24 protein-coding genes are annotated in these 26,333 nt (G+C 67.7%); 12 read left to right on the top strand and 12 right to left on the bottom strand.

From position 1 onward, the window contains the following. Positions 1-212: 212 nt before the first annotated feature. The gene (locus LPH33_RS21675) at positions 213-935 is read left to right on the top strand and encodes a M23 family metallopeptidase (protein WP_229568435.1); all 723 of its coding nucleotides are present in this window, start codon (positions 213-215) and stop codon (positions 933-935) included. A 99-nt stretch (positions 936-1,034) separates the two neighbouring features. Here the strand turns inward: LPH33_RS21675 and LPH33_RS21670 are convergent, their stop codons facing one another. Next, a complete protein-coding gene (locus tag LPH33_RS21670) occupies positions 1,035-3,005 on the bottom strand; it encodes a M13 family metallopeptidase (RefSeq protein ID WP_229565984.1) in 1,971 nt (656 codons plus the stop codon). A gap of 113 nt (positions 3,006-3,118) precedes the next feature. Here LPH33_RS21670 and LPH33_RS21665 point away from each other — a divergent pair, with 113 nt between their 5' ends. After that, positions 3,119-4,324 (top strand): serine hydrolase domain-containing protein, encoded by a 1,206-nt coding sequence (locus LPH33_RS21665; protein WP_019290817.1) that lies wholly within the window; start codon positions 3,119-3,121, stop codon positions 4,322-4,324. On the opposite strand, the gene LPH33_RS21660 is transcribed toward LPH33_RS21665, so the two are convergent. The 5 genes from LPH33_RS21660 to LPH33_RS21640 all read right to left on the bottom strand — a co-directional run bounded on the left by LPH33_RS21660 (position 4,325) and on the right by LPH33_RS21640 (position 8,124). Continuing rightward, entirely contained in the window at positions 4,325-4,474 is a 150-nt protein-coding gene (locus LPH33_RS21660) for a hypothetical protein (RefSeq protein WP_229565982.1), read from the bottom strand. Positions 4,475-4,565: 91 nt separating this feature from the next. Beyond that, entirely contained in the window at positions 4,566-5,489 is a 924-nt protein-coding gene (locus LPH33_RS21655) for a PaaI family thioesterase (RefSeq protein WP_064852267.1), read from the bottom strand. A 125-nt stretch (positions 5,490-5,614) separates the two neighbouring features. Further along, on the bottom strand, positions 5,615-6,226 hold the full coding sequence (locus LPH33_RS21650) for a DUF1707 SHOCT-like domain-containing protein (RefSeq protein ID WP_006553741.1): 612 nt from the start codon (positions 6,224-6,226) through the stop codon (positions 5,615-5,617). Positions 6,227-6,304: 78 nt separating this feature from the next. Further along, positions 6,305-6,961: a response regulator gene (locus LPH33_RS21645; protein WP_138844635.1), complete on the bottom strand. Its 657-nt coding sequence runs from the start codon at positions 6,959-6,961 to the stop codon at positions 6,305-6,307. Then, on the bottom strand, positions 6,958-8,124 hold the full coding sequence (locus LPH33_RS21640; protein WP_229565980.1) for a sensor histidine kinase: 1,167 nt from the start codon (positions 8,122-8,124) through the stop codon (positions 6,958-6,960). The genes LPH33_RS21645 and LPH33_RS21640 overlap by 4 nt, the downstream gene beginning before the upstream one ends. 151 nt (positions 8,125-8,275) lie before the next feature. Between LPH33_RS21640 and LPH33_RS21635 the strand changes: the two genes are divergently transcribed. Continuing rightward, a complete protein-coding gene (locus LPH33_RS21635; protein WP_071935801.1) occupies positions 8,276-8,809 on the top strand; it encodes a hypothetical protein in 534 nt (177 codons plus the stop codon). A 117-nt stretch (positions 8,810-8,926) separates the two neighbouring features. Beyond that, on the top strand, positions 8,927-9,397 hold the full coding sequence (locus LPH33_RS21630; protein WP_229565978.1) for a VOC family protein: 471 nt from the start codon (positions 8,927-8,929) through the stop codon (positions 9,395-9,397). 9 nt (positions 9,398-9,406) lie between these two features. Here LPH33_RS21630 and LPH33_RS21625 read toward each other — a convergent pair whose 3' ends face one another. Beyond that, positions 9,407-10,426, bottom strand: coding sequence for a sigma-70 family RNA polymerase sigma factor (locus LPH33_RS21625; protein ID WP_138844629.1), 1,020 nt, complete (start codon positions 10,424-10,426; stop codon positions 9,407-9,409). 187 nt (positions 10,427-10,613) lie between these two features. On the opposite strand from LPH33_RS21625, the gene LPH33_RS21620 reads away from it, so the two are divergent. The 7 genes from LPH33_RS21620 (at position 10,614) to LPH33_RS21590 (ending at position 18,519) form a co-directional block, all read left to right on the top strand. Beyond that, positions 10,614-12,050, top strand: coding sequence for an ABC1 kinase family protein (locus LPH33_RS21620; protein WP_229568431.1), 1,437 nt, complete (start codon positions 10,614-10,616; stop codon positions 12,048-12,050). Between the two features lie 113 nt (positions 12,051-12,163). After that, complete coding sequence (locus LPH33_RS21615; RefSeq protein ID WP_229565976.1) at positions 12,164-12,973, top strand: crotonase/enoyl-CoA hydratase family protein; 810 nt, start codon at positions 12,164-12,166, stop codon at positions 12,971-12,973. A gap of 33 nt (positions 12,974-13,006) precedes the next feature. Continuing rightward, entirely contained in the window at positions 13,007-14,164 is a 1,158-nt protein-coding gene (locus LPH33_RS21610) for an acyl-CoA dehydrogenase family protein (RefSeq protein ID WP_229565974.1), read from the top strand. A 2-nt stretch (positions 14,165-14,166) separates the two neighbouring features. Further along, positions 14,167-15,735 (top strand): acyl-CoA synthetase, encoded by a 1,569-nt coding sequence (locus tag LPH33_RS21605; protein ID WP_229565972.1) that lies wholly within the window; start codon positions 14,167-14,169, stop codon positions 15,733-15,735. Next, on the top strand, positions 15,732-16,340 hold the full coding sequence (locus tag LPH33_RS21600) for a TetR/AcrR family transcriptional regulator (protein ID WP_229565970.1): 609 nt from the start codon (positions 15,732-15,734) through the stop codon (positions 16,338-16,340). The genes LPH33_RS21605 and LPH33_RS21600 overlap by 4 nt, the downstream gene beginning before the upstream one ends. Then, entirely contained in the window at positions 16,337-17,482 is a 1,146-nt protein-coding gene (locus LPH33_RS21595) for an acyl-CoA dehydrogenase family protein (RefSeq protein ID WP_229565968.1), read from the top strand. The genes LPH33_RS21600 and LPH33_RS21595 overlap by 4 nt, the downstream gene beginning before the upstream one ends. Next, the gene (locus LPH33_RS21590; protein WP_229565966.1) at positions 17,479-18,519 is read left to right on the top strand and encodes an acyl-CoA dehydrogenase family protein; all 1,041 of its coding nucleotides are present in this window, start codon (positions 17,479-17,481) and stop codon (positions 18,517-18,519) included. Before LPH33_RS21595 ends, LPH33_RS21590 begins: the two co-directional genes overlap by 4 nt. 113 nt (positions 18,520-18,632) lie before the next feature. Here the strand turns inward: LPH33_RS21590 and LPH33_RS21585 are convergent, their stop codons facing one another. Both LPH33_RS21585 and LPH33_RS21580 read right to left on the bottom strand, forming a co-directional pair. After that, a complete protein-coding gene (locus tag LPH33_RS21585) occupies positions 18,633-21,245 on the bottom strand; it encodes an AMP-binding protein (RefSeq protein WP_420714458.1) in 2,613 nt (870 codons plus the stop codon). A gap of 222 nt (positions 21,246-21,467) precedes the next feature. Further along, entirely contained in the window at positions 21,468-21,890 is a 423-nt protein-coding gene (locus LPH33_RS21580; protein WP_064256113.1) for an STAS domain-containing protein, read from the bottom strand. Between the two features lie 293 nt (positions 21,891-22,183). Here LPH33_RS21580 and LPH33_RS21575 point away from each other — a divergent pair, with 293 nt between their 5' ends. Next, entirely contained in the window at positions 22,184-23,410 is a 1,227-nt protein-coding gene (locus tag LPH33_RS21575; protein WP_229565964.1) for an EAL domain-containing protein, read from the top strand. A 16-nt stretch (positions 23,411-23,426) separates the two neighbouring features. Here LPH33_RS21575 and LPH33_RS21570 read toward each other — a convergent pair whose 3' ends face one another. The 3 genes from LPH33_RS21570 to LPH33_RS21560 form a co-directional block, all read right to left on the bottom strand. Further along, positions 23,427-24,437 (bottom strand): DICT sensory domain-containing protein, encoded by a 1,011-nt coding sequence (locus tag LPH33_RS21570; protein ID WP_229565962.1) that lies wholly within the window; start codon positions 24,435-24,437, stop codon positions 23,427-23,429. A gap of 134 nt (positions 24,438-24,571) precedes the next feature. Further along, a complete protein-coding gene (locus LPH33_RS21565; RefSeq protein WP_229565960.1) occupies positions 24,572-25,348 on the bottom strand; it encodes a CoA-transferase subunit beta in 777 nt (258 codons plus the stop codon). Then, on the bottom strand, positions 25,345-26,262 hold the full coding sequence (locus LPH33_RS21560) for a CoA transferase subunit A (RefSeq protein ID WP_006553722.1): 918 nt from the start codon (positions 26,260-26,262) through the stop codon (positions 25,345-25,347). The genes LPH33_RS21565 and LPH33_RS21560 overlap by 4 nt, the downstream gene beginning before the upstream one ends. Positions 26,263-26,333: the final 71 nt, after the last annotated feature.

Here is a 26,333-nt window from a genome sequence, read left to right as displayed (position 1 = left end):
AAATCGGGCGCTTTTTGTCCGATACCGGTCGGTTTGGAGTCAAGGCGACACGCTGAGGTCGTCAAAGGTCGAAGTACTCTGTGATGGAATCGTGACCCTTTCGTTACCGATGGCCTGTCCCAGAGGAAACTGCTGTGATCCGAAATCCTGAATCCACCCACACCCGAGAAGCCACCGATCTGCGACGGCGCGCAACCCGCGCCGGCAGGTGGATTGCAGTCGCGGTCCTCGCGAGCGCCGTCACCGTCGGCGGAACGACGGTCGCGAACGCCGCAGGCGACCGGGTCCGCGTCGAGTCCGCCACCGCATGGACGGGCGCCGGGGAGAACCTCTCGACCGCACCGCAGGTGCTGAAGGTCGCCGGTGTCGACGCATCCCACTACACCGAGAAGCTGAACCGCGCCGCCGAGAGGGAAGCACAGCGTGTCGTCGAGGCGATCGCTGCCCAGGAGGCAGCACAGCGTGCCGAGGCCGAGCGGATCGCCCGCGAGGCCGCCGAGCAGGCCGCTCGTGAGCAGGCCGCGCGTCGCCCCGCGCTCGCCTTCCCCGCTGCAGGAACGCTGACCTCGGGCTACGGTCCGCGCTGGGGGACCAACCACAACGGTATCGACGTCGCCAACTCGATCGGCACGCCCATCCTCTCCGTCACCGACGGCGTCGTGATCGAATCCGGTCCGGCCTCGGGCTTCGGCCTGTGGGTGCGCATCGCGCAGGACGACGGCACGACCGGTGTCTACGGCCACATCGATCAGTCCCTCGTCTCGGTCGGCCAGCACGTCCGCGCCGGTGAGCAGATCGCCACAATGGGCAACCGCGGCCAGTCCACCGGCCCGCACCTGCACTACGAGGTGTGGCAGCCGGGCGGCGCCAAGGTCGACCCCATCCCGTGGTTCCACGCGCGCGGCGTTCCGGTGCCGAGCTCGCACCTCGGCTGATCCGGTAGGCGACAGCCCGAGAACGGCCCCCGAAACGAACGCCCCCGAAACGACCACTGCCCCGACGCTGTCCGCGTCGGGGCAGAGTCGTGCGTGGAGTTACCAGATGCGCACGCGCTCCGAAGGATCGAGATACAGCCTGTCGCCCTCGGTGACGCCGAACGCCTCGTAGAAAGCGTCGATGTTGCGGATCACGCCGTTGCAGCGGAACTCCGGCGGCGAGTGCGGGTCGACGGCGAGGCGTCGTGACGCCTCTTCGTCGCGAACCTTCGTACGCCACACCTGCGCCCATCCGAAGAACACGCGCTGCAGGCCGGTCAGGCCGTCGATGACCGGCGCGGGCTTGCCGTCGAGCGCGATCTCGTAGGCCTTCAACGCGATCGACAGGCCACCGAGATCACCGATGTTCTCGCCGATCGTGAAGCTGCCGTTGACACGCTGTCCGGGAAGGGCCTTCGGCTCGAACTCGTCGTACTGCGCGATGAGGGCCGCGGTGCGCTTACCGAACTCCTCGCGGTCCGAATCGGTCCACCAGTTCTCCAGATTGCCGTCGCCGTCGTACTTCGCGCCCTGATCGTCGAATCCGTGGCCGATCTCGTGCCCGATGACCGCGCCGATACCGCCGTAGTTCGCGGCGTCGTCGGCATGCAGGTCGAAGAACGGGGGCTGGAGAATCGCGGCGGGGAAGACGATCTCGTTCATCCCCGGGTTGTAGTAGGCGTTGACCGTCTGCGGGGTCATGAACCACTCGCCGCGATCGACCGGACCACCGAGCTTGCCGAGATCGCGGTCGTATTCCGCGGCGTACCCGCTGCGGTAGTTGCCCACCACGTCGTCCGGGGTGATCGTCACAGCGGAGTAGTCGCGCCAGGTGTCGGGATAGCCGACCTTGGGGGTGAACTTCTCGAGCTTGCGCAGCGCGGCCTCGCGTGTGGCCGGGCTCATCCATTCGAGGTCGGTGATGGACTGCCGGTACGCCTCGGTGAGATTGTCGACGAGCACCTGCATGCGCGTCTTCGCCTCGGCGGGGAAGTGCCGTTCGACGTAGAGCTTGCCGACGGCCTCGCCGAGCAGGTCCTGCACGAGCGACACACCGCGCTTCCAGCGGTCGCGGATCTCCTGCGTACCGGTGAGCGTGCGGCCGTAGAACGCGAAGTTCTCGTCGACGAACGCCTCGGACAGGTACGGAGCCCGCGCGCGCAGCACCCGCCACACCGCCCAGGCCTTCCAGTCGTCGAGGTCCTCGTCGGCCCACAACGTCGCGAACGTCTCGAGGAAGCTCGGCTGACGAACGACGATCTCGGCCCACTGTTCGGTGGTCGCGCCGGTCGCGGTGATCCATCCCGTCCAGTCGAACTGCGGAAGATCGGTGCGCAGCGAGTCGAGGGTGAGCAGGTTGTAACTCAGGTCGGCGTCGCGACGCTTGACGACGTCCCAGTGCCCAGCGGCCAGCCTCGTCTCGAGCGCGACCACCTTCGCCGCGTCGTAGGGCAGGTCGGCGAGGGCGAACATCCGGCCGATGTGGGCGGTGTACCGGTCACGGATCTCGGCGTAGCGGTCCTCGCGGTAGTACGACTCGTCGGGCAGCCCGAGCCCGCCCTGCGAAACGTGCATCAGGTACCGCTCGGAGTTCTTCGAATCGGTGTCGACGTAGTGCGCGAGCGCACCCGTCACGCCGGCGCGCTGCAACCCGCCCAGTACTGCCGCGAGCGCGGCGCGGTCGGCAGCGCCGGAGACCGCCCGGAGTTCCCCGCGGATCGGATCGAGACCGGCTGCCTCGATCGTCGCGGTGTCCATGAACGAGGTGTACAGGTCGCCGATCTTCTGGGCGTCGGTGCCCGGCTCGGCGCCGGACGCCGCGGCCTCTTCGATGATGGTCCGCACGTCGACCTCGGCCTTGTCGGCGAGCGTGCGGAAGGCTCCGTCGAGCGCGCGGTCGGCGGGGATCTCGTGTTCGGCGAGCCATCGGCCGTTCACGTGTTCGAAGAGGTCGTCCTGGGGGCGGACCCGTTCGTCGACGTGTCCGAGATCGATGCCGGAGCGAATCTCCGAGTTCTGCGCGAGGGTCATGCTCCCCATCCTTACACCGGAAGGGCAGGTCGTGCAGTCACCCTGCGGACCGGACCGCCGCGGAAGTGGGAGAACACCCTCGGGAGCGTTTACATACTCCTACCATCGCCCTCATGACCGAAGGTTCCACGACGGAGCCGCCCGTGGCGACCCCGTCCACACAGATGCTGGTCGATCCGCGCTTCATGCCTGTCGCGGATCTGTTCTTCCGGATGTTCTACAAGCCGAGTCAGGGCGGCGGCGCTCTCGCCTGCTATCTCCACGGCGAACCCGTCCTCGACATCTGGGCGGGCTGGGCCGCACGCGACAAGCGGTGGACCCGCGACACCGTGGTGCTGTCGTTCTCCACCGGCAAGGGGGTGGCCAGCACGGTGGTGCACCGCCTCGCCGAGCGTGGCCTGCTCGACTACGACGCAGCCGTGGCCGAGTACTGGCCGGAGTTCGCCGCGGCCGGCAAAGAGACGATCACCCTGCGACAGCTCATGTCGCATCGCGCCGGACTGCACAGGTCCCGCGGTCTCGTGCCCGGCAGGGAAGGACTGCTCGATTCCGAGGCGGTGGCCGCCGCGCTCGCCGCCTCCCCACCCGATCCACGACGTTTCCACGGGCCGGGTTATCACGCTGTCACCTACGGCAACCTCGTCGCCGAGATCGCATCGCGCGTGACCGGGGTGTCCTTCCAGGAACTCGTGCGCACCGAGATCGCCGAGCCGCTCGGCACGGACGAGTTCTGGTACCACGTGCCCGAGGACCAACGGCACCGCATCGCCCGGGTGTTCCCCAAGGTCAACTTCCTGCCGGCACCGTGGACGACGGCGTCGGCGGTGCTGTCGCACGCGCCGGGCGTGCGGGGTCTCGCCGAGGCAGGCATGGCGGAGGGCTTCGACGAGTTGATGCGCAGTCCGTCCGCGCACGACGCCGTCATGCCGGGATGGAACGGTGTGTTCACCGCTCGGGCCCTGGCCCGCATGTACGCGGCGATCGCGAACGGCGGAGCGATCGACGGTGCCCGCCTGTTGAAGGAGGACACCGTCGGCCAGTTGCTCGAAGTGCAAACCCGGCGACGCGACTACGTCCTCGGCATCCGACCCAACTGGCGGCTGGGTTACCACCCCGGATGGGTCGCCCTGAGGCAGCAGCCGCTGCGGTCGGTCGGCCACTACGGCTTCGGCGGCTCGGGAGCGTTCGCCGACCCGGAGACCGGACTGTCGGTCGCGTTCGTCACCAACCGCATGGGCAACACCTTCACCACGATCTCCGACGGCCGGTTCCCGAGGCTCGGCGCCGCGGCGGTGACGGCCGCGCGCAGAGCAGCGTGATCAGACGTCGACACCCACGTTGATCGCGGCGAGGACCCGGTCACCCTCACGTGCGGTGACCGTCGTCCCCGTCGGGTCGTGGATCGAGTCGGTGTCGTTGCGAGTGTCGCGGCCGCTGTGCTCGGTGTGGGCTCGACCGTCCTCGTTCATGATCTCTCCTCCGTGCGTCCTCGTTCCGACCATCGTGCGTCCGGACGCTCGAGGCACGGTGCGAGAAAGCTGGGAGATTCCTGCGAATCCGTTACGCGCGGTGCAGCAGCTGGACGTTGGCGTGTGCGCGCACGTAGACGGTGCCGTCGGCGGCGCACAGCGTCGTCTCGAAGGACGCGAGTCGCCGTCCGGCCCGCACCGCTTCGGATCGCAGTTCGATGACCGGCCCGGGGACGGCGGGCGAGCGGAGGTAGTCGAGGCCGATCTCCAGCACGCGATAGTTCTGATCGATGCCGGTCAGTGTCTGTGCGGCCAGGCCGGTGACGGCCTCCGCCATCGACACGAGCACACCGCCCTGCACCGAACCGATCACGTTGGCCATCCACTCGCGCGGCGACAGCCGGGCCTGCACGACGCCGCGCTCGGCGGCTGTCACCTCGAGTCCGAGCAGCCCGGCGAGCGGTCCGCGCGGAAGAGTCCCGGTGGAGATGCCCGTGACGATGTCGAGGCCGGGCAGTTCGGCCAGGATCGCCACATCGGACCACGGTTCCGGCTCGTCCCGCTCCGGCACGGCCTCCGACGCCTCGGCGCCGAGTTCCATCGGCGTGCGCCCGACGACGATGGAGCGGCCGACCAGGTGCGCGACGAGAGCACCCTGCTCGTCGCGCACGTCGGTGCCCGACACGGCGGTGGACTCGTCGAAGAACAGGCTGCTGCCGTGACCGACGAGGGCCCCCGAGGCGGGGAAGGGGTGGGCGAGCGTCGCCGTCACGTGCGACAGCACGCTCTGCGGTCGCTCACCGGTCTCCGCGAATCGCGCGATACCGGCGGGTGCGCCCGCGGCGACGTCGGTGAAGACGCCGATGGAGGCGAGCGTGGTCTGCCCGCGGTGGTCGAACAGGTGCGATCCGACGGACTGGGTGACCGAGACCGACGCGTCGTCGGCGACCTCGATGCCGACGCCCATGAAACGACCCGGACGATCGACGGTGAACTGTGCGGTCTCGATTGCCATTCCTTGCTTCTACCAGGAACAGCGCAATAAAGAGCAATCGGGGAGTGGTTCGTCCCGGTCCGCGATCACCGGTCGCCCCCGCTCTGCGGTCACCCCTCGGCTCAGCTCCGTGACTGTCGGTCGCTTCAGCTCCGTGGCGTCTCCGGACCGCGGCGACCCTCGAGTTCCCGGATCCGCTTCGACGCCTCCTCGAGCCGCTTCTTCCGTTCGGCGGCCTCCGACTTCTTGAGTTCTTCGTAGACCTTCTCGTCGTCGTCGCTGTACTTCAGGATCAACCGCGGAACGCTGAGCGTGACGATCAGCGACGGCCACACGATCCACGCGTAGCTCCAGTCGAGAGCGATCTGCAGGACGAGGAAGGTCACGAGCGTGACGCCGATGATGATCCAGTCCAGCGTCTCGACCATGCTGCCCCGTTCGCGGAGCGAGGCCAGTTCGTCCTCCGGGGACTGGGGTGCCGTCGCAGAGGAGCTGTCGTGGCTGACCGCCGGCGCGGAGGAGTCGTGGGTCATCCGGATGTGACCGTCGACCTGTTCGAGGGGAACACCGCCGGGTAGCCCCCGGAAGGAGGGGAGCAACGCCGAAAACGTTCGCGCCGAAGATATCTCTCCGGATCGTTCGTAGAACTCGGCGCTGTCGAGCCGGCCCGCGGCGTAGTGTTCGCCGAGTGCGTTCAACGCGTGCATGCGTTCGGCGTCGCTGAGCAGCAGGTCGTCGTGATCGGAAGTGCCGGTCATTGTTTTCCCGCGCTTTCGGAGTCGGTTGTCGAATCCTGGTGCATCCCCGATCCTAGAGCCGATGATCGGGCCCCGATCCTAGAGCCGATGGTCGGGCATGTCCCGGGCGAGGATGGCCGCCTGGATCCGCGATTGCAGCCCGAGTTTGTGGAGCACCCGGGCGACGTGTGTCTTCGCTGTGTTCTCACCGATGCCGAGGCGGGTGGCGATCTGGCGGTTGGACAATCCCTCGCCCAGGCACGCGAAGACCTCCTGTTCGCGTGCGGTGAGGGCGTCGATATCCGGACCGTCCGGAACATCCTCCCGCCGAGTCGATTTCGAGACGAACGCGTCGATGACGGTTCGCGTGATCTGCGGTGAGAGCACGGACTCCCCGGAGTGCACCGCCCGGATCGCGTCGAGCATGGCATCCGCGGAGGCGGTCTTGAGGAGGTATCCGGCCGCTCCGGCCCGAAGACTCTCGAAGACGTACTCGTCGATCTCGAAACTCGTCAGCACCAGCACCCGGGCACTCGTCTCCTCGGTGATGGTGCGGGTCGCGGCGATCCCGTCGACGTGCGGCATGCGGATGTCCATGAGGACGACATCCGGGGCGAGGGCGCGCGTCTGCGACACCGCGACGGCACCGTCGGCGGCTTCGCCCACCACCTCGATGTCCTCGCTCGTGTGGAGCAGGAGCCGCAGGCCCGCGCGGATGGCGCTGTGGTCGTCGGCGAGCAACACCCTGATCGTCACGTCGTACTCCTGTTCGCGATCGGCAGTTGCACGTATGTCCTCCATTCGTTCCCGTCGCGACCGGAGCGGGCGTGCCCGCCCACCGCGGCGGCGCGTTCGGCGATGTTGCGCAGGCCGTGCCCGGCGCCGCGGGCCGGTGACGGGTCCGGGGTGTCCGGGTCGCCGATCGGGTTCACCACCTCGATCCCGAGGCGGCCGTCGGCGTCGTCGAAACGAAGGGTCACCGGCCGTCCGGGTGCATGCTTGACCGCGTTCGTCAGGGTCTCCTGGACGATGCGGTAGGCCGTGAGATCGACCTCCGCGTCGAGGTCTGCGGGTGGACGACCGTCGATCCGGACGGAGGTGCCGGCGGCGCGTGCGGAGGCGGTGAGCGGTTCGAGGTCGGCGAGGCGACCCGCGGTGGTGATCTCGTCGGTGTCGTCGCTGCGCAACAGACGCACCATCGACTGCATCTCCTGCAGGGCGGCCACGCTGCCGGAGCGCACGGACTCGAGCACGGTCAGCGCTCGGTCGGGATCGGAATCGCGGAGGCGGAGCGCGGCCTCGCTCTGGATCGCGATCGACGACAGGTGCCCGGCCACCACGTCGTGCAGGTCGCGGGCCAGACGCTGCCGCTCGGTGGTGATGGCGGCGCGACGGTCCAGTTCCGCGACCCGCGAGAGAGCCTCGGCGCGTGCCCGTTCGATCTCGGCGGCGTCCCGATGTGTGCGGACGGATCGGGCCCACCAGATCGGGACGACGATCACGAGCGCGGCGATCGACACGGCCCATACGGCGATGCGCAGTTCTCCGAAGTACACACCGAGCGCGACGGCGCCGACGACGATCGGGACCAACGGGGCGCGTTCGAGGAAGCGACTGGTCCGCGCCGAGCCGAAGAGCGTTGCGGTGTACAGCAGGTCGCCGTATGCGATCCAGACCGGCAGCGAAGGGCCGACGACGAGGTCGACCAGTACCGGAACCGTGCCCAGCAGGAGTGCGAGAAGCGGTCGTGTGCGACGCATCGTCATCGGTGCACACACGCACGCGAGCAGAACCAGCCACACCCACAGCGGCTGCGGCGGCCGGTCCTCGACGAGCACACCGAGATCCAGCGCGTACAACAGCGCGCCACCCGCAAAGTACGCGAGGGCGACGAGCAGGGAGTTGTAGCGCGGGTTCACGAATCCCACTCGAATCTCGGATTCACGGTTGTCCACGGCAACGATTCGACCACAACCGGGGGAGGATCAGGGTCGGCGTCACCCGAAGTGATGAGGCATCTGCCGCCCATCGGGCGACGCGCGCGGGGGATGTGCGCGCGATTCTGAGGTCATGTTCAGCCACATCGCCGCTTTCATCGTGGGGTGCGAGATCGCGTTCTGGGTCGTGCTCGCGGCCGGGCTCATGTTCCGGTATCTGCTCCGGCTCCGAAGGACGGGCACGGTGCTGCTCGCCCTGATCCCGCTGATCGACGTCGTCCTGCTCGCGGCCGTCGCCGTGGATCTGCACAACGGCGCGGAGGTCGGCTGGGTCCACCGTGTGGCCGGCATCTATCTCGGTGTGAGCGTCGCCTTCGGGCCGAGCGTCGTCCGGTGGGCCGACCGGCGGTTCGCCTACCACTTCGCGGGTGGTGCGAAACCGGAACGCGCTCCGAAGGAAGGCCCGGAGGCCTTCCGCAAGGAATGTGCGGACTTCGGGCGATGGCTGCTCGCGGCCGGGATCAGCGCAGCCGCCGTGCTCGGGCTCGGGTCGACCGTCGCGAACGGCGAACAGGCCTCGGCGCTGTACGGAATCTTCCCCACCCTCGCCACGATCACGGTGATCTGGCTGATCACGGGCCCGGTCTGGGTGCTCGGTAAACAGTGACGACCACACCGCGGCGAGAAATCTCGGGGTGCGCGATGAGTTCTCGCGGGGCGGCCGGTCTGTATCCGTGACACCCACACCGCGCCCGCGCAGGACGGGCCGAACGCAGGAGAAACCATGTCGCGCATGCTGTTCGTCAACCTCGCCGTAGAGAACGTCGCCGCCTCCCGTGCATTCTTCGACACGCTCGGATTCACCTTCAACGACATGTTCTGCGACGAGAACACCGCGTGCCTGGAGATCAACGAGCAGACCTACGTGATGTTGCTCGAGAAGCCGCGATTCCGCGACTTCATCAACGACGACATCTGCGACACCACGAAGGCGCGTGAGGCGCTGATGTGCGTCTCGGCCGACAGTCGCGACGCCGTCGACGCGCTCGTCGACGGCGCGATCGCGGCCGGCGGCAGCGAATGGGTGACGACCGGCGCGCAGAAGGCGCAGGAGGAGATGGGGGACTTCGCCCACCAGCGGGCCTTCCGCGACCTCGACGGCCACGTCTGGGAGGTCATGTGGATGGACATGTCGGCTGCGGCGCAGGCCTGGACTCCGGAGGACGCCGAGGAGAACGTCACCGCAGAAGCCTGACCGCGACCGTCAGCGGGCTGCCGGGTCCTCCGGCAGTCCGAATCGCGCGAACAACGCCGTGGTGTCGTCGGAGAAGAAGACGGTGGCGTGCGCGACCCTACCGTCGACGATGTCGAGCACCTGCAGTTGGAAAGGGTGGTGGCGGTCGTCCTCCCCTCGCATGTACAGCCCGAATGCCGGCTGGCCGTTGGCCACGGTGGGAAGCAGCACCTGGTCGCCGGGGCCCTTCGCGGGGCACTTGTGCTTGATGAGGGTGACGATCGCGTCGGGGCCCTGGTACCAGCCCTCGAAGGGCGGCATCTCCCAGACGGCGTCCTGGGTGAGCATCTCGACGAGCGAATCGATGTCGTACTTCTCGAAGCCGTCGACCCAGCGCTGCAGCAACGCCTTGGTCTCGGCGCTGTCGGGTTCGGCGAGGTCGTCGTCGCGGACCTGGGCGTCCTTCAACTGCGCACGTGCCCGCTGCAGAAGGCTGTTGACCGCCGCCGTCGACGTGTCGAGCGCGGCTGCGACCTCGGTGGCGCGCCACTGCAGGACCTCGCGGAGCAGCAGGACCGCGCGCTGGCGGGCGGACAGGTGTTGCAGAGCAGCGACGAAGGCGAGGCGGACGGAATCGCGGGAGGCAGCGATGGTGGCGGGATCCGACGGATCGTCGGTGGCGTACCCCACGGGGAACGGCTCGAGCCACGGCACCTCGGGGCGGGTGACCAGATCGTCGGTGGGATCGGAGCTGGGCGCGCCGAGCCCGGTGGGCAACGGCCGGCGACTGCGGCCTTCGAGCGCCGTCAGGCACACGTTGGTGGCGATCCGGTGCAGCCACGTGCGCAGTGAGGAGCGGCCGCCGAAGTTCTCGTAACCGCGCCAGGCGCGCAGGTAGGTCTCCTGGACCAGGTCTTCCGCATCGTGCAGCGACCCGCTCATGCGATAACAGTGGGCGAGCAATTCGCGACGGAACGGCTCGGCGAGTTCCATGAAATCGGTCGACGTCGATGTCGAACCGGCAGATTCTTCGAGCAGTTGTTCGGTCATGAGCGCGATACCCCCGGCTGGTCGGACCCGAATCCGCTACCCGTCAGAGAGTAGTCGGGGGCACCGACAGAAGACAGATGATCGCCGGGTCTCGATCGGGGGGGCCGGATACAGGTACCGTGCACGAAGTCGCGCCGAGGTGAGCGCGTGGTGGACGGAGTGGGGACAGGTCGTGCACGAGTACACGCTGTGCGAAGGCGTATCCGGAGCGCGGGGTCACAGCAGGCCCGAGCGCAACGGGCCCGTCGGCCCCTTCGCAGACGTCCTTCCACCCGGGGCACTGGACGTCGAGCGGCCTCCGCTCGACCGGTTCGGGCCGGCCGAGCTCGGACGGGCCGTGGTCGTCGCCGCCGTCCTGATCGCCTTCGTGGTGTGGGCGGTGTTGCGGTGGACCGTCCGGCCCCGGCAGCACAGCGTCGTCGAAGCGGCCGCGCACGGCACCGTCGACGCCTTCGAACATCTCGGGCCGACCTTCGTGAAGCTGGGCCAGCTCATCGCGTCGTCACCCGGACTGTTCCCCGCGGCCCTCGCCGACGCGTGCCTGCGCATGCTCGACGACGTGCCGACCTTCCCTTCCGAGCAGGCCCGCGCGGTGATCGAGGAGGATCTCGGACACCGCATCGACGAGATGTTCGAGTCGTTCGACGATGTGCCGCTCGCCGCGGCGTCTGTGGCCCAGGTGCACGGGTGCGTGCTGCGCGACGGCCGACGGGCCGTGGTGAAGGTGCAGCGACCGGGGATCGCGCACCGCATGCTCGTCGATCTGCGCGCCGCCTACATGGGCGCGAAGCTGCTGCAACTCTTCGAGTTCTTCCGTATCGCGAACACTCCGGGGATCATCCGCGATCTCTACAACGCGACGATGACCGAGCTCAACGCGGCGGTCGAAGCGGATCGTCAGGATCGTTTCCGCCGCAACATCTCCGCGTTCGGCGACAACGCCTACGTCACGGTGCCCGAGGTGTACTGGCAGTGGTGCGGTCCGCGGGTGATCTGCATGGAGCGTCTGCAGGGCAAGCCCGTCGACCGGGTGGTGCCGGGCCAGGACGATCTCGACACCTCCCTGCTCGTGCGCCGCGGAGTGAAGGTGTGGATGGAGGCGGTGCTCTGTCACGGCCCGTTCCACGGCGACGTGCACGCGGGCAATCTCTGGCTGCTCGACGACGGACGTGTCGCGCTGCTCGACTTCGGCATCGTCGGCGAACTGCCCGAGAAGTGGCGCGCGCTGCTGCGGGCGTTGTTCCGCGCGGCCCTGCTCGACGGGGACTTCACGGCGGTCGCGCAGAGTGTGCGGGCGCTCGGTGTCGCCGCCGATCTCGACGTCGACGACGCGGCGGTCGGCCGGCAGGTTGCCGAGATCTTCGGTCCGCTGCTCGGTCAGGACGTGGGGGAGTTGCGGCTCAGCGAACTGATCGGTGCGCTCGTCTCGCTCGGCCGCAAGTGGAACACGTCGACGCCCGAGGAACTCGTGTTGTTCGGGAAGCAGCTCGGATATTTCGAGCGCTACGCGACCGCGCTGGCGCCGGGCTGGGTGCTCGGCCGCGATCCCTTCGTCTTCCGGAACATCTTCCCGGACGAGGTAGCCATAAGAATCGCCGAATCGAACGTGAGCCTGCCCGACTGAGCCACGAGCCCGTTCGGTCTTTACAGGATCCGACCGGCCCCGTAATTTGAACGATCGTTCGACCAAATTATGGTGCGAGCCACACACTGGCTACCGGAAGGACCGCGACCGCAATGGCAACTTCGCAGGACGTCGTACTGAGCACGCGCGACGGAAACGTCGTGACCTGGACGATCAACCTTCCGGAGGCGCGCAACCCGATCTCGGGTGACGACGTCATCGATCGCCTCGTCGAGCTCGCCGAGGAGGCAAACCGCGACATCGACACCCGCGTCGTCATTCTCACCGGCGCCGGATCGGCCTTCTCCGCCGGCGGCAACGTCAAGGACATGGACGAACGTCGCGGCATGTTCGGCGGCAGCCCCCACGCCCTGCGCGAGGGCTACCGTTACGGCATCCAGCGCCTGCCCCGCGCCATCTACCACTGCGAGGTCCCGATCATCGCCGCGGTCAACGGACCGGCCGTAGGCGCCGGCTGCGACCTCGCGATGATGTGCGACATGCGGATCGCCTCGACGAAGGCGTTCTTCGCGGAGAGCTTCGTCAAGCTCGGCATCATCCCCGGCGACGGCGGCGCCTGGCTGCTTCCGCGCGCGGTCGGTGCGGCGCGCGCCGCCGAGATGGCCTTCACCGGCGACCGCGTCGACGCCGCGACGGCCCTCGACTGGGGCATGGTCTCGCAGGTCGTCGACCCTGAGCAGCTCCTCGACGCTGCGAACGCGCTTGCCGCGCGTGTCGCCGTCAACCCCCCGAACGCACTGCGCATGACGAAGAAGCTGTTGCGCGAGGGCCAGCGCGTCGATCTCGACACGTTGCTCGAATTGTCGGCCTCCCTCCAGGCCCTCTCGCACCACAGCGAGGACCACCGCGAAGCCCTCTCGGCGTTCCTCGAACGACGCACCGGCGACTTCACCGGCAACTGACCTCCCCATCCCCCCGACTCCAGAGGACAAGCCATGCAGCGGACGATCTTCACCGAAGAACACGAGCAGTTCCGGAAGATGGTGCGCGACTTCATCGAACGTGAGGTCGTGCCGCATCGCGAGGAATGGGACGAGATGGGTCGCCCGCCCCGCGAATTCTTCCGTCGGCTGGGCGAACTCGGCATCCTGGGGATACAGGTCCCCGAGGAGTTCGGCGGAGGCGGCGAGTCCAGCTTCAAGTTCAACACGATCGTCTTCGAAGAGGTTGCCCGCGCAGGAGTCTCCTTCGGTTCCTACACGGTGCACGCCTGCCTGATCCTCCCGTACCTGCTCGAATACGCCACCGAGGAGCAGAAGCAGCGCTGGCTGCCCGGCTTTGCCGACGGCTCGATCATGACGGCGATCGCGATGACCGAACCGGGCACCGGATCCGACCTGGCGAACATCGCCACCTCGGCGAAGCTGTCCGAGGACGGCAAGCACTACATCATCAACGGTGCGAAGACGTTCATCACCGGCGGCGTCACCGCCGACCTCATCCTGACGGTGTGCCGCACCAGTCCGTTCGATCCCGAGAACCGCCGCGGCGGACTGTCGATCATCGCGGTGCCCACCGACAGCGAGGGTTTCGCGGTGGGCCGCAAGCTCGACAAGATCGGCCTGCACCAGCAGGACACCGCCGAACTGTCGTACACCGATGTGAAGGTGCCGGTCGAGAACCTCCTCGGCGAGGAGGGCGCGGGCTTCGGGTACCTCACCCACAACCTGCCCCAGGAGCGTCTGAGCATCGCCCTGAACCAGGTCGGCTTCGCCGAGGCCGCCATCGCGCACGCGATCGCATACACCAAGGAGCGCAAGGTGTTCGGCAAGCCGGTCGCGTCGTTCCAGAACACGAAGTTCGTGCTCGCCGAGTGCTCGGCCGAGACGCAGGCCGCGCGTGTCTACGTCGACCACTGCCTCGAGCTGCTCGACCGCAAGGAACTGACGGTCGCGGATGCGGCCCGCGCGAAGCTGTTCTGCACCGAGGTCTCCGGCCGTGTCATCGACAAGTGCCTGCAGCTGCACGGCGGCTACGGCTACATCACCGAGTACCCCATCGCCCGGTTGTACGCCGACACCCGCGTGACCCGGATCTACGGTGGCACCAGCGAAGTCATGAAGACGATCATCTCCAAGGATCTGGGGCTGTAGGCATGTACCCGGGCCGTCACGCCGCTGTCGCCCCGGACCGGCCCGCGGTGCACGAGGCCGCGACCGGTCGGACGCTCACCTATCGGGAACTCGAGGACGCGTCCGTCCGGTTCGCGCACTGGTTGCGCGCACACGACGTCGGGAAGGGCGACCACATCGCGGTCGTCACCGTCAACGACGCCACGGCGTTCGAACTGTACTGGGGTGCAGTGAGGTCGGGGGTGTACGTCACCTTCGTCAACACGCACCTCGCTCCGGTCGAGGCCGCGTACATCGTCGACGACTGCGACGCGAAGGTGCTCGTGGTCTCGTCACCCCTCGCCGACCTCGCCGAGGCGATCGTGCAGCTCACCCCGAAGGTGGCGCACCGCGTCGCATTCGGGGGAGTCGTGCCCGGACACATGGTGTACGAGGAGGAGGTGGCGGGTCTTCCGATCACTCCGATGGCGGACGAGCCTCGCGGCAGCGACATGCTGTACTCCTCGGGCACGACCGGCCGCCCCAAGGGCATCAAGCCGGCTCTCTCCGGGGCTCAGGTCGGTGACGAGACCGGTCCTCCTCTCCTGAAACAAGTGCGCCGGTTCGGTTTCGACGAGAACACCGTGTACCTGTCTCCGGCGCCGATCTACCACGCCGCGCCCTTGCGGTACGGCGTGTCGACGCAGGCGCTCGGCGGCACGGTCGTGCTCATGGACCGGTTCGATCCCGAGCGCAGCCTCGGGTGCATCGAGCGCTACCGCGTGACCCACAGCCAATGGGTGCCCACGCATTTCGTGCGCCTGCTGAAACTGCCGCGCGAGGTCCGGGAGCGCTACGATCTGTCGTCGATGCGGTGTGCGCTGCATTCGGCCGCGCCGTGCCCGGTCGAAGTCAAGCAGGAACTCATGCGGTGGTGGGGCGAGATCGTCTACGAGTACTACTCGGCGACCGAGGCGATCGGTAACACCCTCGTCACGCCGCAGGAGTGGCTCGACAAGCCCGGCACGGTCGGGAAGACCGGCGGCCCGGGCACTCTCGGCCTTGCGCGGATCTGCGACGAGCGGGGAAATCGGTTGCCTGCCGGGCAGACCGGAACCGTCTACTTCGAGCGGGACGACTTCTCGTTCGAGTACCACAAGGATCCGGAGAAGACGGCGTCCACCCGGCATCCCTTCGAGGGGAACTGGTTCACCACCGGCGACATCGGATATCTCGACGAGGACGACTATCTGTTCCTCACCGGGCGCGACAAGTTCACGATCATCTCTGGTGGGGTGAACATCTATCCGCAGGAAATCGAGAACGTCCTCGCGTTGCACCCATCGATCGCCGACGTCGCGGTGGTCGGTGTGCCGGATGTGGACCGCGGTGAACGTGTCGAAGCGTTCGTGCAGCTCGTCCCTGAGGTGGACGGATCCGACGAGCTCGAGGACGACATCATCGAGTTCTGCCGAGAACACCTCTCGCGTTTCAAGTGCCCCCGGCACGTGCGGTTCGTCGACGAACTTCCGCGCACGCCGACGGGCAAGATGGTCAAGGGTCGGCTCGGTGAGCTGATCGCGCAGTACGCCGATTCGGGAGCGTTGTCGTGAGAGTGCTGTCGCCGAAACAGCGCATCTTCATCGAGGCGGGCCGGAAGGAGTTCGTGCGCAACGGATACGGCTCGTCGTCGATCCGGACGATCGCGCAGGAGGCAGGCGTGAGCCTGTCCGCGCTGTACTACCACTACAAGAACAAACAGGATCTGCTGCTGGCGATCCTGCTCGACGGCGTCGACACCTATGACGCGGTCTGCGACGCCGAACTCGCCCGCGTCGACGACCATCCGGTCGAGCAGATCCGCGCGTTCGTCAAGGGAAACGTCATTTTCCGCACGCAGTTCCCAGAGCAGGGGCGGATGATCGCCACCGAGGTGCGCAACCTCGAACCCGAGGGTGCGCGCCTGTACGAGGAGCGCCGGCGTGCCGGCCGGCAGCGAATCCGCGACATCATCGATCGCGGTGTGGCGCAAGGTGTCTTCACCACGAAGTATCCCGACGATTGCCGCCGATCGATTCTGGCGATGGTCTCTGCGATCGCCAACTGGTACGACCCTGCCGGACCGGACGCCCCGGACGAGATCGCGGAACGCTACGCGGACCTGTCGCTGGCGCTTTTGTGTCCCACCGTCACCGGTGGAGAAGGAGATTCACGATGAGTGCACGACTCGTGCCGAGGGCGGGCACCCCCGACCCGGCACTGACCGAACTCCGTGCCGAGGTACGGGCGTTCCTGAAGGAACAGATCGAGGCGGGCGTGTTCACCCCGGGCATCGACACCTGGCTGACGCGATGGAACCCCGATTTCACGCGTGCGCTCGCCGCTCGCGGCTGGGTCGGCATGACGATCCCCGTCGAGTACGGCGGACACGGACGAACCTTCATGGAGCGCTTCGTCGTCACCGAGGAGTTGCTCGCAGTGGGCGCTCCGGTCGCCGCTCAGTGGGTCGCCGACCGTCAGGCCGCACCGTCGCTGCTGAAGTACGGCACCGAGGAACAGAAGCAGCGGTTCCTGCCGGGCATCGCGGCCGGTGAGATCTGCTGGGCCATCGGCATGTCCGAGCCGGACTCCGGATCCGACCTCGCCAGTGTGAAGACCAAGGCGACCCGGGTCGACGGTGGGTGGCGGATCTCCGGCACCAAGTTGTGGACGTCGGGAGCGCACCATGCCGACGCCTTCTTCGGCCTCGCCCGCTCCGCCCCGCTCGATCCGGCGCACCGCCACGACGGGCTGAGCCAGTTCATCGTCCTGCTCGACTCCCCGGGTGTGACGATCCGCCCGATCCTGTCGATGTCCGGCGACCACCACTTCAACGAGGTGCTGCTCGACGACGTCTTCGTCCCGGACGACCTGGTGCTCGGGCAGATCGGTGCCGGCTGGGAACAGGTGACGAGCGAACTCGGTTACGAGCGCAGCGGTCCCGAGCGTTTCCTGTCGACCTTCGGGGTGCTCGAGTCCCTCGTGCACGGTGTCGTCGACGGCAGCGTCGAACCGGACACCCGTATCGGAGCGACCATCGGACGCATCGCGGGAATGCATCGTATGTCCACGGCGGTCTCCGAAGCCCTCGAGCGTGGCGAGAACGCCGAGCTCGCGGCGTCGGTGGTGAAGGTGCTCGGCACGAAGACCGAGGGTGATCTCGCCGATCTCGCCGACGAGATCGCGGGATACACCGCGGCCGACGCACATCTGGCCGAGCTCGTCCGGGCAGGAGTCATGCAACGACCGGGCTTCACACTGCGCGGCGGCACGAGCGAGATCCTCCGCGGGGTCATCGCACGAGGATTGGGGATGAGATGAGCGGGCAGGACGCACTGCAGTCGACGGAACTGCGCGATTTCGCACAGATGTTGTCCGAGGTGTTCACCTCGGGTGACGACCACCGCATCGGTGAGGTTGTGGAACTCGATCGTGCCCTGTGGAGCACCCTCACCGAGCTCGGCCTCGATCGGCTCACGGGTTCGGAGGAGAGCGGCGGAAGCGGCGCGGGATGGCTCGAGGCCGCCCTGCTGCTCGAGGCCGCCGGCAGCGCTGCTGCTGCCGTGCCGGTGGCCGAGAACGATCTGCTCGCGGGCTGGCTCCTCGAGCAGGCGGGCCTCGATGCGGCGCCGGCGGTGCGTACCGCCGCGGTGCTCGACGCCGACGGCCGCGCACGCCACGTGCCGTGGGCCCGGTTCGCGGACTCGATCGTCGTGTTGTGGGAGTCACCGCAGGGATGGCAGGTCGCCGAGGTCGCTCGCGGCGATGTCGAGATCGTCGAGGCCGTGAACCTGGCGGCGGAGCCCCGCGATCACATGTGCGTCGACCTGTCGGCACTGTCCGGGCGCGACATTCCGGCGGGCACCGCCGACGAGTTCCGCCACCGGGGCGCGCTCGTCCGTGCGCTGGCCACCGCGGGTGCGATGGATCGGGTTCTCGAGCTCGTCGTCGATCACACCACTGCCCGCGTGCAGTTCGGTCGTCCGCTGGCCAAGTTCCAGGCGGTGCAGGCGCTCGTCGCCGACATCGCCACCGAGGCCTCGCTCGTGCACGCCGCCGCGGATGGTGCGGTCGATGCCGTTCTCGCCGGTGGTTTCGGTGACGCGTCGACCCGCTTCGCGATCGCGGCGGCCGCGTCGTGTGCCGGACATGCGGCGTCGGTCGTCGCCCGAAACGCGCATCAGGCACTCGGCGCGATCGGCTTCACGATGGAACACGAGCTGCATCGGCACGCCAACCGGATCCTGTCGTGGCGCAGCGAATTCGGCACGGTCGCGTCGTGGGATTCCGAACTGCTCGCCGCGGCCGGTGAAGCCGGGGACGTGTGGGCGTTGATCACGGGTGGCCCGTCACGCTGACGAGCACGAGACATGTCGGTGCATGCTTCAACGCGGTCTTGTCGATGTCGTTCACAGGGGCGAGGACTGCACACCACGCGTCCCGGGATCTTCGAACCAGTAGCAGTGACAGTTCACGCCACCGGGGATCTCCCCGGCATCTCCGCAGCGTGGGACGGGGGCGAACCACTGCTGGTACCGGCCGGATTCGGATCGGATTTCGCCCGCGCAGCACCGACCCGTCGACGCAGAGCAAGGGTGACCGTCACGGCTTGCCAGAAGAGAATGCCGACCAGAATCGACAGGGCGAACGCCAACCAGGGATGGTCCTCTCGCAGCGGCAGATACACCTGGAAGTGCGTCAGGTAGATGTAGAGCGACGCGCTCGCCAGCACCCCTGCGATCCGGCTCAGCACAGGTGGGCAGGGAACGGACTCGAGCCACACCAGCAGGCCCAGCCCACCGATGACGAGAAGTTCTCGCTGGAGATCACCCGAGAAGTATCCGGGCACCGTGGCTGCGATCACCACCGTGACGATCATTCGGTGCCACACGGTCGTCGACGTAGCGGCAGCCCAGCCCAGGGCGAACAACCAGAAGACCATCGACGCGCTCAGAATCAGATTGTTGCCGTCCCCGAGCTCGATCACGCGGTAGCGGGGGAGCAGACCCACACCCACCAAGGCCATCGCGAACCAGAACGAGTGCCTGCGCTCAACACGGTCGATGAGCGGGATGGACAACACCGCGATGACTACGAGCAGGATGTACACGATCGCTTCGATGAACCAGTACCGCCATTCGGGCGTCCACCCGTCGGGGCCGAGAATGCCGTTGAGCAACAACGCACTGGTCACGAGATAGTCCCCGGTCAGTGCGATCACGACGCCGAGCCACACCATGCTGGGTACGGCAATTCGGGCGACGCTGCCCAGGACATGTCGCACCCGTTCGGTACGGGGAGTGGCGAGATGAAAGCGTGCGAAGTTGTATCCGGCGACCCCCAGCAGCACATGCGCGCCGCCGAGAACCCCGAACAACCGGATGTGCGAACCGACGATCAGCACGATCGCAACAGCGCGGAGCAGCACGTTGGTCTCGACCGCCCGCCACCATCGTCGCCGGGGCGTAGGCACGAAATCCTTGATTGCGGTGGTGTGCCAGTTCTGGGGTAGATAGCCGAGCATGCGCTCGAGCCGCAGAGACATCTGCACATAGGACAGCGAGTCGCCGCCCAGGCTCACGAACGAGCTGTCGTCGGTGACCTGCCCACTGTGCAGCACCTCGGCATACAGGGTCCGCAGGGCGGCCGTGTCCACGACGGTGCTCTCTACCTCGGGTGAATCGGGCGTCGCGTGGTGCACGAGCTCGGCCACTGCCCGAAGGTCGGGTTTGCCCGTGCCGGTCCGCGGAAGCTCGTCGACGAGACACACCCGCACGGCCGCGACGGGAAGACCACAGGCCTGTGCGCTCGCGGACCGGATCGCCTCGAGATCGCTCGCGCCCGCGACCGCCACGATCATGTCGTCCGTCCCGCCGACACAGCATGCCGTCAGTCCCTGTTCGGCGAGGGTCGACTCGACCTGCTGCAGGTCGATCCGTAGCCCGAAGATCTTGACGAAACGGCTGCGTCGGCCCACCACCTCGTACACGCCGCCGTCGATCTGCCGCGCGAGGTCGCCGGTCCGCAGTTCACCCTCGAGGACGTCCCCGAGACCCAGATCCTCGGGCGTGTGCGCGTAGCCGAGCATCACGTTCGGCCCCGTGTAGATCAGTTCACCGGTGCCGTCCGGAGCGTCCGGTATCGGCTCGAGCCGGAAGGATCCACCGGGAACAGCTCGTCCGATCGACTGCGGATAGTCGGAGGCGAGTTCCGGAGGCAGGTACGCCATCCGTGCGGTCGCCTCCGTCTGCCCGTACATGACGAAGAAATCCCAGCCCCGCTCACGGCCCGACTGCGTATAGGCGCGGACCCGATCCGGTGAGAGTCGACCGCCGGCCTGGGTGATGTAGCGCAGGTCGGGTAGGTCCAGTTCGTCGAATCCGAACCGATCGAGCAGATCGAACGTGTAGGGCACGCCGGCGAAGCTGGTGCCGCGGTGGTCTCGGAACAGCTCCCAGAACGCCGGGTCGGTCACCGAGCGGCTCGTGAGGATCACTGCGGCTCCGCGCAGTAGGTGGCTGTGGATGACAGAGAGCCCGTAGCAGTAATGCATCGGCAGCGTCGTCACTGCCCGGTCGGTACTACGGATGTCGAGGTACTCCGCGATCGACTCTGCATTGGACTGCACGTTGCGATGGGACAGGCGGACGAGTTTCGGGGAGCCCGTCGAGCCGGAGGTGCTCAGCAGCAGCGCCAGGTCGGGGTGCAGTACATGCGCAGAACCGTCACCCCGTTCCTCGATCGTCACGGTCCCGTCGATACTGCGCACCACCACGTCGGGTCGGTATGCGGCGATCAGGCCTTCGAAGGCTGCGGGGTGGTCGCCCGGCGCCAGCAGAACCGGATGTCCGGCGAGTAGGGCTGCAAGGTAGACGACAAGAACATCGATCTCGTTGGCACCTGCGATCAACACCAGTCGGCGGGTGTTTCCCAGCCGGGCAGTTGCCCGATGGACTCGGTCGGCCAGGTCGCTGTAGGTGACGGTTTCCTGCTGGGTGATCAAGGCTGGGGCGTCACCGAAGTCTTCCAGATGGAGGACGAAACGCACGCGAGGATGTTCCTTGCGGAAGAACGGGCTGAGCACCGATAGAGTGTAAGGGCTGCCAAACCTGACAACCGAGGGCTTGAATTGGCCTTTACCACCACCTTCTGGGGTTCGCCCCCCCACACACATGTCGCCGCGGTCGTGGGTGGATCCGATGCTGCAGTCGTGTCCGAGGTGCTGCGACGCGCGCACGTGGCGGGCGCACTGCTACAGCAGTCGGTTGCACGCCGGCCGGACGCCGTCACGCGCCCCTTGCTGTGATCAGGCAGCGGGTGCTGTGCCCGCGTCGCAGGGTGCGGCATCGGCTGTGACGTCGAGGCCGGGAGCGAGGATGTCGAGCAGCATGCGCACCTGGCGTGTGGGTGCGACGACGTGGAAACGGCCGGGCCGGATGTGAACGGCATCGGCGAGCATCGAGGCGACCTCGGAGTACATGAAGGTCACCTCGGACAGATCGACGACGACGTGGTCGCCCGAGTGTGCGAGGTCGCCGAGAGTGGAGGCGAACTCCGCTCGGGCGGTCATGTCGAGATCGCCCTTCGCCCGCAGGACGCTGCAGCGACGGGAGGGCGAGTGGACGTCGAGACGGTAGCGCGGTGCTCGGGCGACCGTCTCTGCACCGACTCGTGAGAGTGCGCCGGTGTGGGTGACGATCCTGCGGGTGGTGCTCGTACGTGTGCTCATTGCGGTCTCCTGTCGGCGTGGATTTCGTGCCGTCCGGTGCGGGCTGGATCACGAGCAGACGGTCGGCCTGCTGGGGTCGTGGTGAGAACGTCGGGGTCCGGTGAGAACTCGCCTCGGGCTTGCACAGAGCCTGTCCGACGGATGTCGCTTCGCCACCACCCGTTCCATAACGGAACGATAACGAAACATCACGGTTCTGTAACGTAGGCGTTCGGAGCTGCGAAAATATCCTATGTTCCTGGCTCCGTCGGCCCGAGCGGACGATCGGTGGCCGGAGATGGGATGCTGGATCCATGAGCGCTGTTCCTGCCGACGCTGCCGCCGACGCGGAGGCCGCGTTCGGCGGCCTCGTCGTGGAGACGGAGCTCGCCCCCATCCATCGGCTCGGCAGCGGTGCGCTGTCCGCCGTCGAACTGCAACTGCGTGGTCCGGAAGGATCATCGTTGCACGATGCGACCGCTCTGAGCGAGGCCGCCCGGGCGATGCATCAGAAGTCGGAACTGGACCGGATCAAGTGGCGCAGGGCCGGACGGCAAGCCGAGTCGGCGGTTCCGCATTTGGTGACCGTCGATCTCGATTCGCTCGACGAACTCGGCGCGCTCGGGGATCGAGGGGGCCCGACCACGGTCGCTCTCATCACCGAGCAGGCGCTGATCGCCGCCCCTGCCAGGACGCTGCGCACCATTGCGGCGGCGCGCACCGCCGGCATGCTCGTCGCGGTGGACGGTGTGGGAGCGCGTGCTCAGGCCCTCGCGCTGCTGCCGCTCGTCGAACCGGATGTGATCATCACGTCGCCGGCCCTGATCGCGCGTGCGGCCGACGCCTCGACGGCGAGGATTGCCCACGCCGTCGCCGCGTACATCGAATCCAGCAGCGCGGTCGTCATCGCGCAGGGCGTCGATTCGGAACTGCATCGCCGCCGCGCTCTGGGATTGGCCGCCGAATACGGAATGGGCGCGCTGTATCCGACAGTCGGATCGACCGGGGATGCCGCGCAAGCGGATTCGGATGTCGGACCGATATCGCTGCGTCCGCGACGGGCCGTTCCCGGCGGCCCCGAACTCACTCCCTTCGCTCTGGCGTCCGAAGGACGCAGACGCACAAGTAGTTTCAAGCGACTTCTGGTGTCGATGAGCAAGCTGCTCGAGACCAACGCGGTGGGAGCGGGACCGGAGACGATCGTGCTCGGCACCTTCCAGCGCGCCGAGCACTTCACCCCGACCTCCCGGGTTCGATGGGCGCAGCTCGCCGAGCAGGTCGCCTACACCGGGGTCTACGGCGTCGGAATCGATCCCTACGTCGACTCCGCGGTACACCACGCGCCGTTGGACCCGAACGATCCGATCGTCGACGAATGGAACGTCGTCGTCCTCGGTCCGCACTTCGCGTGCGTACTCGCCGCGCTCGACATGCACACCGACGCAGCGGATCTCGACCGCGAGTTCCGCTACGTGCTGTCCTACGACCGCGGCACCGTGATCCGGTGCGCCCACAGCATCCTGGCGCGTTTCGAGGGGTGACCCGAGGGAGAGCGGCTCAGGACGAGGGTGGGACCTCCAAGGGGACCGGTCGGGGACGGGACAGGGTCACGCGCGCCGCGCGGGCGACGGCCTCCCGGTCGTAGGAGACGACGTACTCGAACTCCCGCTCGCCGCCGGCCGTTCGACGGTGCAGGTCGAGGGCAGAGAGCGCGCACGCGAACGACTCTCCCAGGAGGATGACGTTCCACTCGTCGACGAGGGGATCGTGCGGCTCGATCGGGACGAGGTCCGGGCCCGAGGTGCTCGTGCCGAACCCGACCGCGAAGACCGCGACGTGCGCGAGGGTGTCGGCCATCGACAGCCATCGTCTGCGTGCGGCCCCGGTGAAGTGGTCGTGGTGCTGGAAGGTGCCGAGGGCGATCGTGTCGGGTCCGGCCTCCCCGGCTCGCGCCTCGAGGTCGGCGCTCATGGACACGAGCAGACCCTTGCCGCTCCGCACGCGTTCCCGACCGGCAGACAGGATGCGGAAGGGCGCGGCGGTCGCGTCGTCGAGCGGCGCACTCCAGGTGGGTTCACGGAACAACCCGCCGCGCGGCGACGAAGGGCCGGCTTCACCCTCCGCAACGTGTAGTGCTGTACCGCAACCGAAATCGATACCGTGGGCGAGGGCCGTCTCGCGATGAAGGTCGGAGTCGACGCCCTCGGCGAGAACGACGGAGTTCGTGCGCTCGCAGTGGGCCCGCAACGACAGCAGGGTAGTGGCGGCCCGCAGGTCGGATGCGACGAGCGCCTCGGCCGGTACGACGACCACCTCCGGCTCGACCAGAGCCAGGACGACCGTGGCGCGGGACGCCGATTCCGCGATGCGTACCGCCACGGCGAATCCGCGCTCGCGCACAGCGGCGATCCGGTGCAGGACCGTCGGGGGATCGGCGAACACCTCGTGCTCGTCGACCAGTGCGACGGCATCGCGTCCGGCCACCGGCCTGTGCGCGAGGTCGGTCAACGGCATCACAGCCGCGACGACCGTGCCGTCCACGAGGTCGTGGATCGTGCTCGCGTGCATGACGTGCCGCCTTCCCGCATCACGCGGCGGTCCGTCCGCCGAGCATCACGCCGGACGCGCGCAGGCTCGCAGGATCCGGGGCGTCGTCCGTTGCGGACATCCTGCCAGCCGCCACGTCGTTCACGTCGACGGGATCACCGCAGATACAGGCGGACCTTGTCGATCTCGTTGCGCAGCAGGTCGATCTCCTCGGCGGTGGGATCCTCGGTCAGCGTCAGCTCGTCGGAAATCTTCAGATCCCAGCCGGTCGCGGCGCGGACCTGGTCGACGGTGACACCGCGGTGGATGCTGGTCAGTTCGAGTTCGTCGAAGAGATCCTGCCGCGACAGCACGCCCAGGCTGGTGAACACCTTCGTCACCCCGCGGCCGCGGGGCATGATGCCGACGCCGGCCTCACGGGCGCGCACCGGGCTCGGGGTCGTGCAGAAGTCCAGTTCGGCGGGGAAGGCACTCGGATCGTGGCGTCGCATGATCACGAACACCTCGCCGGCGTTGGGCATGATCTCGACGGCTCCGCCGCCGCCGGGCAGGCGCACGGTGGGCTTGTCCCAGTCGCCGATGATGCTGGTGTTGAGGCTGCCGTCGCGGTCGATCTGCGCCGCCCCGAGGAAGCCGACGTCGACGTTGCCGCCTTGGAGCACGTACCCGAACAGCGACGCCATGGACACCACGGATTCGGCGCCGGAGACCACGACGGAGTCGGCGATGCCCTCGGCCATCGCCTCGGGGTGCGCACCACAGACCCCGGATTCGTAGATCAGCTCGACGTCGGGGTTCGACGTGCGGGCGGCGAGGTCGACGGCGAGGGTGGGCAGACCCACCCCGGCGAAGACCCGGGCCTTGCCGGCCAGGGCCCGCGCGGCGACGGAGACGATCAGTTCGGTGGTGGAGAAGGTTTCGGTGGTGGTCACTTTCGGCTCCCGTAGTCGACGGTCCCGGAGGGGCGCGGCGCGACCTCGAGGTCGGCCCAGTACTCTTCGCCCAGTTTCTCGAGGTATTCGGCGTGATCGGCGGTGGTGAGGACCCATTCCTTCAACCAGGTGCGCAGTTGCTGGGGGTCCTTGCTGATCGCGGTCCATCGGCGGTAGAACGCGCAGTCGCGGTCGTAGTAGCCCTGCGCGTAGGAGGGGTGCGCTCCGCGCGGGCTCAGCACCACCGCGTCCACCGCGTGCGAGGGGACGAGGGTGCGGCTGGGATCGGAGCGGATCACGTCGTCGTCGACGATCTCTTCGACCACCACGATGGCCTTCTTCGCAGCGTAGACCGCTTCCTGCTGCACACCGGCGATGCCCCAGATCTGGACGTTGCCGGAGCGGTCGGCGCGCTGCGCGTGGATGATCGTCACGTCCGGGTTCAGCGGAGGCACGACGTAGACGCTGCCGCCGCTGAAGGGATCCTCGACGAGCCGGATGTTCGGGTTGATCTTCGGCAGGTCGCTGCCGGCATACGAGCGCAGCGGGAAGAAGGGCAGCCCGGCCGCGCCGGCCTGGTAGCGGCAGACCATGCCGTAGTGGCTGTACTCCTCGACCTCGAGTGCGACGGGGTCGTGGCTCTCGATGCGCCGGCGGATCTCGTACAGCGACCCGGCCGAGCCGCTGGCGAAAAACGAGGCGACGAGCTTCGACACGCAGTCGGCGGCGATGAGCTGATCGGAGATGATGTCGGGGGTCATGCGGCACAACGTCAGGTCGCGCCTGCCCTGCCGGATGATCTCGTGCGCCGCGGCGAACGGGATGAGGTGCGAGAAACCCTCGAGGGCAACGGTCATGCCGTCCTCGACATAGGTGGCGATCGCCTCGCGCAGGGTCATGAGTTTGTCCGGCATACCCGGTCGTCCTCCGTGTGGTCGGTAATTCGGTGTCGGATATCAGGCGCCCGCAGGCGCAATAATCGACG

Source organism: Rhodococcus sp. RDE2 (genome assembly GCF_020885655.1).
In the GTDB taxonomy this organism is placed as follows: Bacteria; Actinomycetota; Actinomycetes; order Mycobacteriales; family Mycobacteriaceae; genus Rhodococcus; species Rhodococcus pyridinivorans.
This window is presented reverse-complemented; position numbering and strand designations above follow the sequence as displayed.

Bases quoted from the DNA above. Each gene is read 5' to 3' on its own strand.
- LPH33_RS21670 (WP_229565984.1), bottom strand. From the start codon at position 3,005: ATGACCCTCGCGCAGAACTCGGAGATTCGCTCCGGCATCGATCTCGGA.
- LPH33_RS21665 (WP_019290817.1), top strand. From the start codon at position 3,119: ATGACCGAAGGTTCCACGACGGAGCCGCCCGTGGCGACCCCGTCCACA.
- LPH33_RS21660 (WP_229565982.1), bottom strand. From the start codon at position 4,474: ATGAACGAGGACGGTCGAGCCCACACCGAGCACAGCGGCCGCGACACT.
- LPH33_RS21655 (WP_064852267.1), bottom strand. From the start codon at position 5,489: ATGGCAATCGAGACCGCACAGTTCACCGTCGATCGTCCGGGTCGTTTC.
- LPH33_RS21650 (WP_006553741.1), bottom strand. From the start codon at position 6,226: ATGACCGGCACTTCCGATCACGACGACCTGCTGCTCAGCGACGCCGAA.
- LPH33_RS21635 (WP_071935801.1), top strand. From the start codon at position 8,276: ATGTTCAGCCACATCGCCGCTTTCATCGTGGGGTGCGAGATCGCGTTC.
- LPH33_RS21630 (WP_229565978.1), top strand. From the start codon at position 8,927: ATGTCGCGCATGCTGTTCGTCAACCTCGCCGTAGAGAACGTCGCCGCC.
- LPH33_RS21625 (WP_138844629.1), bottom strand. From the start codon at position 10,426: ATGACCGAACAACTGCTCGAAGAATCTGCCGGTTCGACATCGACGTCG.
- LPH33_RS21615 (WP_229565976.1), top strand. From the start codon at position 12,164: ATGGCAACTTCGCAGGACGTCGTACTGAGCACGCGCGACGGAAACGTC.
- LPH33_RS21610 (WP_229565974.1), top strand. From the start codon at position 13,007: ATGCAGCGGACGATCTTCACCGAAGAACACGAGCAGTTCCGGAAGATG.
- LPH33_RS21605 (WP_229565972.1), top strand. From the start codon at position 14,167: ATGTACCCGGGCCGTCACGCCGCTGTCGCCCCGGACCGGCCCGCGGTG.
- LPH33_RS21595 (WP_229565968.1), top strand. From the start codon at position 16,337: ATGAGTGCACGACTCGTGCCGAGGGCGGGCACCCCCGACCCGGCACTG.
- LPH33_RS21590 (WP_229565966.1), top strand. From the start codon at position 17,479: ATGAGCGGGCAGGACGCACTGCAGTCGACGGAACTGCGCGATTTCGCA.
- LPH33_RS21580 (WP_064256113.1), bottom strand. From the start codon at position 21,890: ATGAGCACACGTACGAGCACCACCCGCAGGATCGTCACCCACACCGGC.
- LPH33_RS21575 (WP_229565964.1), top strand. From the start codon at position 22,184: ATGAGCGCTGTTCCTGCCGACGCTGCCGCCGACGCGGAGGCCGCGTTC.
- LPH33_RS21570 (WP_229565962.1), bottom strand. From the start codon at position 24,437: ATGCACGCGAGCACGATCCACGACCTCGTGGACGGCACGGTCGTCGCG.
- LPH33_RS21560 (WP_006553722.1), bottom strand. From the start codon at position 26,262: ATGCCGGACAAACTCATGACCCTGCGCGAGGCGATCGCCACCTATGTC.